The 13,756-nt window shown below is 60.4% G+C and carries 15 protein-coding genes; 7 read left to right on the top strand and 8 right to left on the bottom strand.

Features of this window, described 5'->3' with window-relative positions:
* Nucleotides 1–129: 129 nt before the first annotated feature.
* Nucleotides 130–2,727: a cell cycle histidine kinase CckA gene (gene cckA / locus AC1DNI_RS22590; RefSeq protein WP_477693500.1), complete on the bottom strand. Its 2,598-nt coding sequence runs from the start codon at nt 2,725–2,727 to the stop codon at nt 130–132.
* A 323-nt stretch (nt 2,728–3,050) separates the two neighbouring features.
* Here cckA and AC1DNI_RS22585 point away from each other — a divergent pair, with 323 nt between their 5' ends.
* Nucleotides 3,051–4,160 carry a hypothetical protein gene (locus AC1DNI_RS22585; RefSeq protein ID WP_477693499.1) on the top strand — a complete coding sequence of 370 codons (1,110 nt, stop codon included), beginning with the start codon at nt 3,051–3,053 and terminating at the stop codon, nt 4,158–4,160.
* 62 nt (nt 4,161–4,222) lie between these two features.
* Here AC1DNI_RS22585 and dksA read toward each other — a convergent pair whose 3' ends face one another.
* Nucleotides 4,223–4,639 carry an RNA polymerase-binding protein DksA gene (dksA, locus tag AC1DNI_RS22580; RefSeq protein ID WP_027231664.1) on the bottom strand — a complete coding sequence of 139 codons (417 nt, stop codon included), beginning with the start codon at nt 4,637–4,639 and terminating at the stop codon, nt 4,223–4,225.
* A gap of 387 nt (nt 4,640–5,026) precedes the next feature.
* Here dksA and AC1DNI_RS22575 point away from each other — a divergent pair, with 387 nt between their 5' ends.
* From AC1DNI_RS22575 to AC1DNI_RS22560, 4 genes are all read left to right on the top strand, one after another.
* Entirely contained in the window at nt 5,027–5,545 is a 519-nt protein-coding gene (locus AC1DNI_RS22575; protein WP_477693498.1) for a SixA phosphatase family protein, read from the top strand.
* Nucleotides 5,546–5,620: 75 nt separating this feature from the next.
* Nucleotides 5,621–7,084: a YcjX family GTP-binding protein gene (locus AC1DNI_RS22570; protein WP_477693497.1), complete on the top strand. Its 1,464-nt coding sequence runs from the start codon at nt 5,621–5,623 to the stop codon at nt 7,082–7,084.
* Entirely contained in the window at nt 7,081–8,163 is a 1,083-nt protein-coding gene (locus tag AC1DNI_RS22565) for a YcjF family protein (RefSeq protein WP_477693496.1), read from the top strand. The genes AC1DNI_RS22570 and AC1DNI_RS22565 overlap by 4 nt, the downstream gene beginning before the upstream one ends.
* Before the next feature lie 132 nt (nt 8,164–8,295).
* Nucleotides 8,296–8,832, top strand: a complete 537-nt coding sequence (locus tag AC1DNI_RS22560; protein ID WP_477693495.1) for a hypothetical protein — start codon at nt 8,296–8,298, stop codon at nt 8,830–8,832.
* 87 nt (nt 8,833–8,919) lie between these two features.
* On the opposite strand, the gene folK is transcribed toward AC1DNI_RS22560, so the two are convergent.
* Together folK and folP are read right to left on the bottom strand one after the other, a co-directional pair.
* Complete coding sequence (gene folK, locus AC1DNI_RS22555; protein WP_477693494.1) at nt 8,920–9,441, bottom strand: 2-amino-4-hydroxy-6-hydroxymethyldihydropteridine diphosphokinase; 522 nt, start codon at nt 9,439–9,441, stop codon at nt 8,920–8,922.
* On the bottom strand, nt 9,438–10,277 hold the full coding sequence (gene folP / locus AC1DNI_RS22550; RefSeq protein WP_477693493.1) for a dihydropteroate synthase: 840 nt from the start codon (nt 10,275–10,277) through the stop codon (nt 9,438–9,440). Before folP ends, folK begins: the two co-directional genes overlap by 4 nt.
* A gap of 122 nt (nt 10,278–10,399) precedes the next feature.
* On the opposite strand from folP, the gene AC1DNI_RS22545 reads away from it, so the two are divergent.
* Nucleotides 10,400–11,017 carry a DUF922 domain-containing Zn-dependent protease gene (locus tag AC1DNI_RS22545; protein WP_027231671.1) on the top strand — a complete coding sequence of 206 codons (618 nt, stop codon included), beginning with the start codon at nt 10,400–10,402 and terminating at the stop codon, nt 11,015–11,017.
* Between the two features lie 6 nt (nt 11,018–11,023).
* Here the strand turns inward: AC1DNI_RS22545 and AC1DNI_RS22540 are convergent, their stop codons facing one another.
* From AC1DNI_RS22540 to AC1DNI_RS22530, 3 genes are all read right to left on the bottom strand, one after another.
* On the bottom strand, nt 11,024–12,052 hold the full coding sequence (locus tag AC1DNI_RS22540) for an NAD(P)/FAD-dependent oxidoreductase (protein WP_477693492.1): 1,029 nt from the start codon (nt 12,050–12,052) through the stop codon (nt 11,024–11,026).
* 187 nt (nt 12,053–12,239) lie between these two features.
* Entirely contained in the window at nt 12,240–12,560 is a 321-nt protein-coding gene (locus AC1DNI_RS22535) for a 2Fe-2S iron-sulfur cluster-binding protein (RefSeq protein WP_477693491.1), read from the bottom strand.
* Between the two features lie 119 nt (nt 12,561–12,679).
* Entirely contained in the window at nt 12,680–13,051 is a 372-nt protein-coding gene (locus AC1DNI_RS22530) for an Hpt domain-containing protein (RefSeq protein WP_091921969.1), read from the bottom strand.
* Nucleotides 13,052–13,123: 72 nt separating this feature from the next.
* Between AC1DNI_RS22530 and AC1DNI_RS22525 the strand changes: the two genes are divergently transcribed.
* The gene (locus tag AC1DNI_RS22525; RefSeq protein WP_477693490.1) at nt 13,124–13,333 is read left to right on the top strand and encodes a hypothetical protein; all 210 of its coding nucleotides are present in this window, start codon (nt 13,124–13,126) and stop codon (nt 13,331–13,333) included.
* On the opposite strand, the gene AC1DNI_RS22520 is transcribed toward AC1DNI_RS22525, so the two are convergent.
* Nucleotides 13,316–13,756: hypothetical protein (locus tag AC1DNI_RS22520; RefSeq protein WP_477693489.1), on the bottom strand; the 441-nt coding region annotated here is incomplete at its 5' end. The genes AC1DNI_RS22525 and AC1DNI_RS22520 overlap by 18 nt on opposite strands.

The following is a 13,756-nucleotide window of genomic DNA, read 5'->3' as shown; positions in this document are numbered from 1 at the left end:
CCTACTTCCCTACTTCCCTACTTCCCTACTTCCCTACTTCCCTACTTCCCTACTTCCCTACTTCCCTACTTCCCTACTTCCCTACTTCCCTACTTCCCTACTTCCCTACTTCCCTACTTCCCTACTTCCCTACTCGCCCTCCAGCATCTCCTTGACGGCCGTCGCGAGCTGTTTCAATGAGAACGGCTTCGGCAGGAATCCGAACTTTGCATCCTCGGGTAGATTGCGGGCAAAGGCGTCCTCGGCATATCCCGACACGAAGATGAATTTTATGTCGCCATATTCCTTGCGCAACTCGCGCAGCAGTGTCGGGCCGTCCATTTCCGGCATCACCACGTCCGACACGATAATATCGACCTTGCCGCCAAGTTCCTTCATTACCTCCAGCGCCTCGACGCCGCTGGAAGCCTCGTGCACCGTATAGCCGCGCGACTGCAGCGCACGCAGCCCGCCCATGCGCACCGCATCCTCGTCCTCGACGAGGAGAACCGTCGCCGAGCCTGAAAGGTCGGTTGCCTTTTCCGCCTTCTTCTCGCGTTTCGGCGCTTCTGCGGCGATCACCTCGCCATCGGCATTGACAGTCGCGGCCTGCTTCTCCTCCAGATAGCGCGGCAGGAATATGCGGAAGATCGTGCCCTTGCCGGGCTCGGATTCGCAGTGGATCGAACCGCCGGTCTGCTTGATGATGCCGTAGACCATGGAAAGGCCGAGGCCCGTCCCCTTGCCCACCTCTTTTGTGGTGAAGAACGGCTCGAAGATCTTGGCGATGACCTCCGGCGGCATGCCGGTGCCGCTGTCGGCAACCTCGACCAGCACGTAGTCCCCCGGAACGAGATCGCGGTAATTGAGCTCGGCAGATTCGGCCTCGCCGACATTGCGGGTGCGGATGATGAGGTCGCCGCCATCCGGCATCGCATCGCGTGCATTGACCGTCAGATTGACGACCACCTGCTCGAACTGGCCAAGATCGGCCCGTACCGGCCAAAGGTCTCGGCCGTGCTCGATCTTGAGGTTTACTTGCGTGCCGGCAAGCCGCGTCAGCAGCATACGCACATCGGCAATCACGTCGGTGAGGTTGAGAACCTCCGGCCGCAAGGTCTGACGGCGCGAGAAAGCGAGAAGCTGGCGCACCAGCGATGCGGCGCGGTTGGCATTCTGCTTGATGTTCATGATGTCGGCGAAGGACGGATCGGACGCGCGGTGATTGGACAGGAGCAGGTCCGACGACATGATGATGGCGGTCAACACATTGTTGAAATCGTGGGCAATACCGCCGGCCAACTGGCCCACGGCCTGCATTTTCTGGCTCTGGGCCATCGTGGCCTCGAGTGCCTTTTGTTCCGTCGTCTCGACGACCGAAACGATGGCGGCTTCCTCGGCGCCGTCCTCAGATCCCGCATCGAACACCGGGCTGATGTAGAAACGCAGATGGCGTTCCTCATTGCCCGGAACGACCGTATCGACCGGCGAAATCTCGGCCTGACCGGCAAATGCAGCCGCAAGTGCCCGGTCAAAGGCTTCCCGGTCGCGCTCGTGCACCACGGTCTCCAGCGGGATGCGCCGGTCGATGTCGTCACGGTCGACGATGGGCGCGAACAGACCGAGGAACCGCGCATTGGTACGCAGGATCTTGCCTGTGGCATCGACGGCTGCAATTGCCATCGAGGCGGAATTGAAGAAGCGCGTGAACCGCACTTCCGCCGCGCGCAACGCGGCCGAGTTGTCCTCGCCCTCGGCGCGGTTGAGAACGATCGTGCGGCTCGGGCCCCGCCTTCCGTCGCGCTGCACCTGTACGCGGTGATAAAAACGCACGGCGAGACTCTGGCCGTTGGCCTTGGCAAGGTCGAGGTCGATCACCGTATTGCGGCTGGTGCCGGGCTCGGTCTTGACCGCATTGATCAGCGCCATGCCATTGCCGGCGACGATCTCGCGAACCATCATCGAACCCGGCGTAAACCGCGTCAGATCGACGCCGAGCCATTCGGCGAGCGTCGCGTTAATGTAGATGATGCGCCCGTCAGGATCGGCGGAGAAAAAACCGGCAGGCGCATGATCGAGATGGTCGATCGCTTCCTGAATGTCCTGGAAATAGCGCTCCTGCTCGGCGCGCTCGGCCGAAATATCGGCGATCTGCCAGGCATAGACCGGGGCGGTCTGGTCAGGAATGCCGGCGACGGGGCGCGCCTTGATGCGGTACCAGGTCGGGACCGGTTCGCGCGACGGATCAAGCGGACGCGACAGCCTGAGTTCTTCCTGCCCGGAAATGCCGTCGCGCACGGCATTGGCGAGACGGTAGATGGGATCTGAGGCGGCAGCCTCCCCGGAAAGAATATGCTCGATCGGGCGGACATCATTGGAGTTGGTGACACCCGTCAATTGCGCATAGGCGCGGTTTGCGTAGACGATGCGCCCCTTCTGGTCGCAAACGACGGTGCCTTCGGGCAGCGTATCGACAAAGGCGCGTGTCAGCTCGTCGCTCGTGCCACGCGGGGTGAACTGGATGACGTTGATCGCCGAGCCGAAAAGATAGAAAACGCCGGTCATGGCCAGCGTGCCGAGCAGTCCGAGCAGGAACTGTTGCCCCAACTGGTCCCGGTAAATGAAGTATAGGATCGAAACGCCGACGAGCAGCACACCGAGGATAACGAGACGCAGACCCGCCTTGTTCGACTTGGTATTCGCAATGATCGGTTCTGGATAAAGATCGCTGTTCGTTTCTTGAGACATGCGTCTCAAACCCCTTTTTACCTCACAATCGCCGCCACGGCCCTGGCTGCGCTGTCTCGCTTCGAATCGTTTGGATCATATCTTTTCGGCGCTATAAACCCTATCTTTCAAATGCGGGGCGTTCGTCCACTACTCGTTGGCTGACTGCCGATTCCATATCCCCGCCGGGCGGATGCTTCCGGCTAATGATTTATCCCAGGGTAGACTGACGGCATCAGGGTTGCGGCGGGCATTGGCTCGCACTAGTGTCACGCAAAGTATTGCGTGGAAGCCCATGTCGGGGAACAGGTTTTGGGCTCGGAGACCTTAAAGGAGAGTTCGTCATGAACGCTTGGCTCGCCCCTATCGTCGGTGACACAGCCGCCCCCATCGTCGGTTTTGTCCTGCTGTTCCTCCTGGTGATCCTGCTGTTGCTGATCGTTTTCGCCATCTTGCGGCGGGCAACCGGCGGAACCTTCGTCGCCGGCGGCCGCAACAGGCAGGTGCGCCTCTCAGTGACTGACGCGGCAGCCGTCGACAATCGCCGGCGTCTCGTGCTCGTACGGCGCGACGATGTGGAACATCTCATCCTGATCGGCGGCCCGAGCGACGTCGTCATCGAGCAGAATATCCGCCAGTTCGCAAAGCAGCCCTCGCGCAACGAAACAATAGCACCGCCGGTTTCCGCGCCCGCGGCCGAGCCGAAGCGCCCAGTGGCGGTGGAAGAACCGCAGCCGGAGCCGATTGCTCCGATCGCCGCCCCGGAACCGGTCGCGCCCGCCGCAGCCCCCGCTCCGCACCGTCCTGCGCCAACGGCGCAGGCCGCGCCGCAGATCCCCTTGCGCCCGGCACCGCCCCAACAGCGTCCGGTCGCGCCGCAGCGGGATTTGCGTCTCGCCGAACCACCGAAGCATGCGCCGGCCGCCGTTCCCGTTCCTCCGCTGCCCGCAGCAGCTGGAGCCGCTCGCGTCGCAACGGTTGCGACGGCAGTAGAGGCCCCCTCCTTCGCCGCACCCGCCGTCGAGACGCCAGCCGTCAGTGCGCCTGCGGCCGAAAACGGTGTCTGGCCCCGCGTCATGCGCCAGGCATCCGCTCCGCAACCGCCAGCGCCGAAGATGGACTCGCCTTCGCCCGCACCCGCAGGCGAGCGCCCTTCGGAACCGCGCACGACCACCGCCGCAGCTTTTCCCTTCGCCGTACGCAATGAACCCGCCTCGGCTGCGCCTGCACCTTCGGCCTATAAGGAACCGACGCTCGAAAACGTCGGCCCTGCCGAGACGGTGGAGCCCGACGTGACGCTCGGCGAGATCGATTTCTCCGAGGCCTTCGAGGCGGATCTTGAAAGCGAGCTCAACATTGCACCCGGCAAGGACGAGGCTCCCAGGAAAGCCGACAATATCGAGGACGAGATGGAGCGTCTCCTTGGCGAACTCTCCAAGCCCGAAAAACGATAGACCGTATAAAAACGAAAGGCCCGGAAAACCGGGCCTTTCTCTGGTGCTTTGATATTCTCCGCTCAGTCGTCGCGGTAAACTTTCTCGCGTCGTTCGTGACGTTCCTGGGCTTCGATAGAAAGCGTTGCGATCGGCCGTGCATCAAGACGCTTCAGGCTGATCGGATCCCCGGTCTCCTCGCAAAAGCCGTAGGTTCCGTCGTCGATACGCTGCAAAGCGGCGTCGATCTTCGAGATGAGTTTGCGCTGGCGGTCACGGGCGCGCAACTCGATCGCGCGGTCAGTTTCGGACGAGGCGCGATCGGCTATGTCCGGCAGGTTGGCGTTTTCCTGCTGCAGGATCTCGAGCGTTTCGCGCGCCTCCCGCAGAATGTCGTTTTTCCAGTTGATGAGTTTTTCACGAAAATAGGATTTCTGCCGATCACTCATGAAGGGCTCGTCATCCGTGGGCTTATAGTCAAGATCGATCAGTTCATTCATCTTTGAATCACCCTGCACCTATGAGACGCGAGGAGGCCTATATAGGTCGTGTCACATGGGCACACAACTACAAAAAGACATGTAAATCCCAGAAACAAATGGCAGGAATTTGCTCAATTTATTGGCAAAATTGGCAGGATGTTCGAATTTTCTGCACCGAAATGATTGGTTTTCGGGGCCAAACGCGGCCTTTTATAGCTCTTACACTCTACTGGGAGTTGTAGCTTGCACTTCCAAAACGCATGCAGCACAGAATTTCCGCAGGCGCCTTTTGCACAATTATTTGATTATTTTGACATTTGCGCCACAGCTGAATCCAGCAATTGCGTCTTTTGAAGAAGCATGCAACCACTTCTAACGGGCATCATAGCGCTGGGAAATCGATAGATGAGTCAGGTCTTTTTGTTGCGGCATGCAAAAGCGCTCTGGCCTTCCGCCGGTCAGAAGGATTTTGACCGTGCCCTCGATATTGCCGGCATCGAAGCTGCCAAGGTCGTTGGCGAGGAACTGAAGCGGTCTGGATTTCGGCCTGAAATCGTCCTGTGTTCACCTGCAATCCGGGCGCGGCAAACCCTTGAATATATCGCTCTCGAACCACCCTTTATCCTTGACGACGCCGAAAAGCTCTACTCGGGCGGCGCCGATGGCTACCTTTTGAGCGTGCGCATGGCCGGCCTCGAACACGAAACCGCCAATTCCGTCATGCTTGTCGGCCACAATCCCATGATGGAGGAGCTTGCGATCGCGCTCATAGACCAGGCAAAGTCACCGGCACACCCTGACCTGGTATCGGGTTTCCCCACCGCCGGTCTCGCCGTCATCAGTTTTGACGCCCCTCTCGCCGAAATTAACCCGGGAACCGGTATGCTTCAGGCGTTCTTCTCACCCGCCGAACATCACCTCTAAGACGTCAATTCCTTGCCATCGACCGGGCTTCGTCCCATATGGCTGAAACTGTGACCGCGCCATGGGACGATAGAATTGGGAACACTGACGACATTTACCGACGAAGCCAAAATTGCGCTCGATACATTGGCCGACCGGACCAGCGCGCTCGTTTCGCCGTCGCTGCGCCTCGGCGTAACCGGCCTTTCGCGTGCCGGCAAGACAGTCTTCATCACCGCCCTCGTCCACAATCTGATCCATGGCGGCCGGTTGCCGCTGTTCGAAGCGCAGAAATCCGGACGCATCGCCCGCGCCTATCTGGAGGAGCAGCCGGATGATGCCGTGCCGCGCTTCCAATATGAAGAACACCTCAAGGCACTGATCGACGACCGCATCTGGCCGGAATCGACGCGGGCCATTTCTGAACTCCGTTTGACGATCGAATATGAATCCGCATCGATGTGGAATCGCATGTTTTCCGGCGGCAAGCTCTCGGTCGATATCGTCGACTACCCGGGCGAGTGGCTGCTCGACCTGCCGCTTCTCGGTAAATCCTACAGTGAGTTTTCGAAGGATTCCTTTGAGTTGGCTCAACTCGCCAGCCACCGCGATGTCGCGACCGACTGGCTCCAGGAGGCAGCCGGCGCCGAGGCCGATGGCCCGGCCGACGAAATGCTGGCGCAGAAGTTGGCGAAAAGCTTCACCGCGTATCTGAAGGCGGGCAAGGCGGACGAACGGGCGCTTTCGACCCTGCCGCCCGGCCGTTTCCTGATGCCGGGCGATCTCGACGGTTCGCCCGCACTTACCTTCGCGCCGCTTCCCGGCCTTGCCGATGGCAAGCATCGACCCGGGACACTTGCCGCCATGATGGAGCGCCGCTACGAGGCCTACAAGACCCATGTCGTCAAGCCGTTCTTCCGCGAGCATATCGCCCGCCTCGACCGCCAGATCGTTCTTGTCGATGCCATGCAGGCCATGAATGCCGGTGCGGCCGCGGTAGCGGATCTCGAAAGGGCGTTGACGGAAATTCTCTCATGCTTTCGCCCTGGCAGCACAAACTTCCTGACAGGACTGGTGCAGCGGCGCATCAGCCGCATCCTCGTTGCCGCAACCAAGGCCGATCATCTCCACCATGAAAGCCACGACCGGCTCCAAGCCATCGTGCGCCGGCTCGTCGACCGCGCGGTGAGCCGGGCCGATTTTTCGGGTGCAAGCGTCGATGTGCTCGCCATGGCCGCCGTTCGAACGACGCGCGAGGCAACCGTGACGCAAGGCAGGGAGGTATTGCCCGTGATCGTTGGTACGCCCTTGAAGGGCGAGACGATCAATGGCGAGACATTCGACGGCAAGACTGAAACTGCCATATTTCCCGGTGACTTGCCGGCAAAACCGGATTCAATCTTTGAAGCTCCGGACCGCCCCGCTGACGATCCGGCCATTCGCTTCGTTCGCTTCCGGCCACCCAAGCTTGAACGCACCGCCGAGGGTATAACACTGTCGCTGCCGCATATCCGGCTCGATCGCGCCCTACAGTTCCTCATCGGAGATCGCCTCGCATGACGGACCAGAACTCGCGCAAGCCCGCAGCCTTTCGCCTCGACCCAGCAGCTGCGCCGGAAACACGACATGCTGCCAGTGCGCCGAAATCCCAGGCGCGCCGCCCGACAGCGATCAAGGATGTTGCTGTGATTACGCCGGCTGCCGTCGACGTCTTCGACGCCGATGACGCCGTTGCCAATGAGCTCGACGCGCTGACGCCGCCGCCCGCCCTTGCCCGCAAGTCGCGCTTTTCTTTCGCATCGCTCTTCACCGGCGCACTCGGCATCCTGGTATCGCTTGCTCTGGGGTTATGGGCCGACAATCTTATCCGCACCTTGTTTGAACGGGCGCCCTGGCTCGGCTGGCTGGCGCTTGCCGTCGCTTTCCTTGCGGCATTTGCACTTGTGGGAATCGTGCTGCGCGAGGGTCTCGCCCTGCGCCGGCTGGCGTCCGTGCAGCATTTGCGCGAAGAGGCAGCGAAAGCCGCCGAGGGCAATGACAGCCGCGCAGCAAAGGCCGTCGTCGGCAAGCTCGTCGCCATCGCCGAGACGTTGCCGCCCACGGCCAAGGGCCGCGCGCTTCTCCACGATCTGCGCGACGAGGTCATCGATGGTCGCGACCTCATCCGCCTCAGCGAAACCGAGTTGCTGCGCCCGCTCGACCGCCAGGCACGCGACATGATCCTTGCTGCCGCCAAGCGCGTCTCCATCGTCACCGCGGTCAGTCCGCGCGCTCTGGTCGATATCGGCTACGTCGTGTTCGAATCCGCGAGGTTGATCCGGCGCCTGTCGGAACTTTACGGCGGCAGGCCCGGCACGCTCGGCTTTCTGCGGCTGACCCGCAATGTGATCGCGCATCTTGCCGTCACCGGTACCGTTGCCATGGGCGACTCGATCATCCAGCAATTGGTCGGCCATGGGCTTGCCGCAAAACTTTCCGCGCGCCTCGGCGAAGGTGTGATCAACGGCCTGATGACGGCGCGCATCGGCATTTCGGCAATGGACCTAGTGCGGCCATTTCCCTTCAATGCCGAACGGCGCCCGAATATCGGCGATTTCATCGGAGATTTGGCCCGTATCGGCGGAACGAAAAAGGAATAGTGCCTCGTTCGCCAATTATTGGTTGCAATCTTGGTCGCGACACGTTTTCTGTGGACGGCAACTTTCCGTTAACCATTCCGGACCATGATCGCCCCACGTACCTATTCCAATGATTTGTGTCGAGTCCCGCCGATGAAGAGAAGCGCAACAGCCGCTGCCCTGTCCCTGTTCGCCTGCGCGCTTCTCGCGCCATCGGCGCAAGCAAGGGACAACGATGCCGAGTTCTTCCGTACGGTCGAGGGTCAATGGACCGGACCGGGCGAGATCGTCGCCGGTAAATACAAGGGCACGAAATTTACCTGCACCCTTGACGGAACAACGCCGGCAGAAAAGCCGGGCATGACGCTCGACGGCAGCTGCCGCGTCGGCATCTTCAACCAGCCGATGAAGGCAACGGTCATCCGCTCCGGCAATAGCTACAAGGGCACCTTCCTTGACGGCTCCGCCGGCAAGGGCCTCGATATTACCGGCGGCAACGTCGCCGGCGACCGCGTCGTTCTTTCGATCAGCCGAAAGCAGCTCACCGGCGCGATGCAGGCAAAATTCACCAGCGACAACACGATGAACGTGACGATATCCGTTCGCCTTGAAGACCAGCTTATTCCGGTTGTCGGGGTTTCCTTGAAGCGCGTCGATTCGGTGGCTGTCGGAAGTATCGCAAAGAACTGAGCCTTCGGCCCTCTTCGCTTACGCAATACCTTCCCTTCTCCATCACCTCGCGTTGCCGCGGGCCGGCCCGGCATCAATTGTAGCGCCTCAAGCCCCTTCGTGCCACCAGTCTGAATCGTCCAGCGCTTCCTCAACCCCGGTCTTGTCGCAACGAGCTAGCCAATGCGACACGGGCTTGCCGTCAACCACCAGATCCGGCGCGATATCGGCGAGCGGGACGAGCACGAAGGCCCGCTCGGTTATGCGCGGATGCGGCAGGACCAGGGACGGGCTCGCGAAAATCTCGAATCCGGCATAGGCAAGCACGTCGATATCGATGATGCGCGGTCCCCAGCGCTCGATGCGTTCGCGCTTCATCTCTTTCTCGATGTCGAGGCAGGTCGAAAGCAGCGCCTCGGGCTCAAGCTCGGTCAAAACCTCGGCGCAGGCATTATGGAACGAGGCTTGGTCGGTCTTGCCCCAGGGCGGCGTTTTGTAAACCGGCGAAACAGCGACGACATCCGTGTCCTCGCGTCCATCAAGCGCACGCAGTGCCTGCGCCATGGCCACCACAGGGTCGCCGATATTGCCGCCGAGGCCAAGCCAGGCCCTTTGCATGGGTTGCTTCATCGGCGTTTCCGCCGCGCAGCAAGCATCGCATCGGCGAGCGCAAGGGCGCTACGGTTCATTGCCACATTGTGCACGCGGAAAATATCGGCGCCGGCGAGACGAAGCATAGCCGAGGATGCGGCCGTCGCAACGTCGCGCTGCTCCCCCTCGCCGCCCGACGTTGCGCCGAGAAAGCGCTTGCGCGACGTTCCGGCGAGGAACGGATAGCCGAATGCCTCAAGTTCGGCGAACCGGTCCATAAGCGCGATGTTTTCCGCGGTATCCTTGGCAAAGCCGAAACCGGGATCAAGGACGATCTGCTCGCGGGCAACGCCGGCAAGCTTGGCGATTTCGAGCGAGCGATTGAGAAACGCGAACTGGTCGACAATGACGTCCGGATCGCGCTCGCGTTCGCGCCCAGTATGCATGATGACGAGACCCGCGCCTGTCTCGGCGGCAAGGTCGGCGATGGCAGGCTCCCGCTGGACGCCCCACACATCGTTGACAATATGGGCGCCGGCGCGAACGGCAAGCCGCGCCGTCTCTTCGCGATAGGTATCGACGGAGATGATGATGTCGCTTTCCTTCACGAGGGCCTCGATGACCGGCAGAATCCGCGACTGCTCCACATGCGGTTCTACCCGCGTTGCGCCCGGGCGGGTCGATTCGCCGCCGACATCGATGATATCGGCGCCTTCGGCAATCATCTGCCGGGCTCCGGCAAGCGCCTGGTCCAGGGAATAATGCTGGCCGCCATCGGAAAAGGAATCCGGCGTAACGTTGAGGACGCCCATGATCAGGGCGCGGTTCCCAAGCGTTAGCGTGCGGCCATGCCCGAGCTTCCAATTCCAATCCATCGCCTTACTCCCTTCACATTCCCCTGTTTTTGAACAGAACGCGCACGGCGTCAATTCATCCGCAATGTTTTTGACGATAGGGTCTGGATCGGGCAGACTTGGCCGGAACACAGGAACAGATCATGCGTATTTTTGCTAAAGCTGCAGCGTTTGCCACAGCGATCGTCCTTGCAGCACAGCCTGCCAACGCAGCGACGGTCCTGCGCAGCTATGAATACTTCAACCTGAACGGCAAGACGGCAGCGGATCTTGACCGCGAGCTATACCGCCGCGGGCCGGTCCTGCAGAAAACCGGGCAGCGCCATCCGGGCATGACCAAGATGCGCTTCGAAAGCCGCATCAAGTACGGCTCCAATGGCAAGACCTGTCGTGTGGTCGACGCGACAATCATCGTCCATGCGCATGTCTACCTGCCGCGCTGGGCGCAGCGGCGCACCGCGCCAGCCGATCTTGCAATGATCTGGGACACACTGTCAGCCGATATCAAGCGGCACGAGGAAAGCCACATCTCCATTGCCCGCACCGCGGCGGGCAACATGGAACGCCAGATCGAAGCGCTGCCCTGGCGCAGCGACTGCGCGACATTGAAGAACGATATCAGCACGCTGACCGCGAAACTTATGAAGCAGCACGACCTTGCCCAGGTGCAGTTCGACAAGGTCGAGGCGCTCAATTTCGAAGACCGCTTCGGGCGGCTATTGAGCTACCGCCTGATCCGCGAGTTTGGCAAGACGCCGTAACCGGGCCTAGTTGGCGACGCCGAGCTTCTTCTGCAGACTTGTCGACGACGTCGTGTACTGGAAGACGATCCGCTCACCTGGGCTGACGATGTGCTTTGCCGCCTGTGTCATCAGGGCGGCTTCGTGGAAGCCGGAAAGGATGAGCTTCAGCTTGCCCGGATACCAGTTGATATCGCCGATGGCGAAGATGCCCGGTTCCGACGTTTCGAAGTTCTCGACATTCACCGGAATGAGATTCTCATGCAGATTAAGCCCCCAATCGGCAATCGGTCCGAGTTTCATCGTCAGTCCGAAGAATGGCAGCATGCGCGTGACCGGAATGTCGATTTCGCCTTCGCTGCCCTTGATCGTCGCATGGCTGAGTTGCCCGTCCTCGCCCTTGAGTCCTGATACCTGCCCAAGCTCGAAGCGGACGCTGCCGCTTTCGACGAGTTCGAACATCTTCTTGACGCTGTCGGGAGCGGCGCGAAATTCTGCGCGGCGATGCACGACGGTCAGGCTGCGCGCGATCGGCTGCAGGTTGAGCGCCCAGTCGAGCGCGGAATCGCCGCCGCCGACGATAAGGATATCCTGGTCGCGGAACTCCTCCATCCGGCGCACCGAGTAAAAGACGCTCTTGCCCTCATAGGCCTCGATGCCGGGAACGGGCGGGCGCTTGGGCTGGAACGAGCCACCACCGGCCGCAATCACGACCACCTTCGCCTCGCAGACCTCGCCCTCGTCGGTTTCGACATGAAAACCGCCGTCGGCCCGACGCTCCAGCTTCGTAACCATCCGGTTGAAATGGAATTGCGGCGAGAAGGGCTTGATCTGCTCCATGAGCTTTTCGGTGAGATCATGGCCGCTGATGATAGGCCAGGCCGGAATGTCATAGATCGGCTTTTCCGGATAGAGCTCGGCGCACTGGCCGCCCGGACGATCGAGAATATCGATGAGGTGGCATTTCAGGTCATAAAGGCCTAGCTCGAACACCGCAAACAGACCGACGGGGCCGGCGCCAATGATGACAATATCGGTTTTGATAACTTCGCTCATCGAAAATTCCTCGTGCCAGAAGGTTCTGTATGCCGTGCAGACGAAATTGGGACTTGGCTGGTGCATACGGGACGCACGGGCTGCACAGCGCGTAGCGACTGCATTTGCCAAGGTCAAGTGAATGCATCCTCGCCCAGCCGCAAAATGGCGCGCCGAGCAGCGATTTTAATCCATCGATGAGAAAATATCAGGCCTGCCGCTCGGGAACATGCACCACGAGACCGTCGAGATCGTCGGATACGCGAATCTGGCAGGACAGGCGCGAATTGGGGCGCACATCATAAGCGAAGTCGAGCATGTCTTCTTCCATGGCTTCCGGTTCGCCCGCAACGCCCGTCCACTCTTCATCGACGTAGACGTGGCACGTGGCGCAGGCGCAGGCGCCACCGCATTCCGCATCGATGCCCGGCACCGCATTGCGGATCGCATTCTCCATCACGGTCGAACCGTTTTCTGCGTCCGTTTCGAACCGTGCGCCATCAAAAGTGACAAACGTGATTTTCGCCATAGCATGCCCCAAGCAGGAAATTTTATCGCTGACATAGGGATTTGGGGCGGGAAGTCAATTGCACTCCCTGACGCAGCCCGAGCACGCGCGGCACCGGGCAACGTTATGTCTGAAGCGCCTCAACGGGTAATGGCAGCGATATAGTCGCGCACGTCGTCGATAATGGGCCGCAGTTCCTTGAGCTTGCTCAGGTCGGCCGGCGCATATTCGATGGCTTCAGCCACGTCGGCGACGCCGAAAGCGCCGATGATGCGGGCCGAGCCTTTGAGCGACTTTGCAAGCCGCGCACGCTCGTCCGGCGTCGCATGGGCGAGCCGGTCGACGATGCTGCTGGTCTGGCGGGAAAAGAGGCCGAGAATTTCGGTCTCCAGCGTGCGGTCACCGAAAGTCTCGCGGGTCAGGTGAACGAGGTCGATCGGTCGTTTGCGCGAAGGGAGCGACTGCTCTCCGCCCGGCAATGCGAATGCCATCGATGCCGCCTGTTGTGCCATTGCTACTCTCCAGAACACGTTTACGAATGAACGAACAAGTTTCATCAAATTGCGCTGATTCAAGGTTAAAACTTGGCAATCGGCGGGCGTTTTGAGGATTATGGTGAACGTTCGGTAAATTTTGATGTTCTGCTGAAATTTGGGCTGCCTTCGTTTATCGGCGTGGTGCGGACATCCGCGCCCAGTGTTCTTGATAAATATGCGATTGAAAATGCGCATCCCGCCTCAGGCTATGCCGAAGCGGGATGCGTGACTTCATATGCGCTATTTACGGGCAGATAGTGACAGCGGTGCTTCCCGGCTGAAGTTTTGCAACTCGATATCGGTGACCGCCACCTTGCCGCTTTCCCTGGGGAAGCTGAGTTTCAGTTCCTTCAGGCCGGTCATATCAATGCCGCCGAACGCCTTGAGCGGAATCGCCACCATGTTGAGCAGGACTTTCATCTGTCCATCGGCGAACGGCGCATCGCGGGGATCGTCGGTCATGGGCAGCCCGTTTTCCATTTTGCGCGGGGCATTATAGAGGGCGTCGGTAAAAGCGCTTGCTGCAACGGTAGCCGTCTTGCCGCTTTTGTCGGTCAGCGTCACGTTGACTTCCTGTCCTGTGGGTCGCACGACAGCAATACGGAATGTTAGCGTATCATACGACTTGGCGGAAATATTCATCAGATCCGTGGCAATCGTAGCATTGGGTTCTGTCCAGGC

The organism is Phyllobacterium sp. 01N428, from assembly GCF_056399405.1.
Note: the sequence above shows the minus strand (reverse complement) of the source record. Positions and strands in the feature narration are given on the sequence as shown.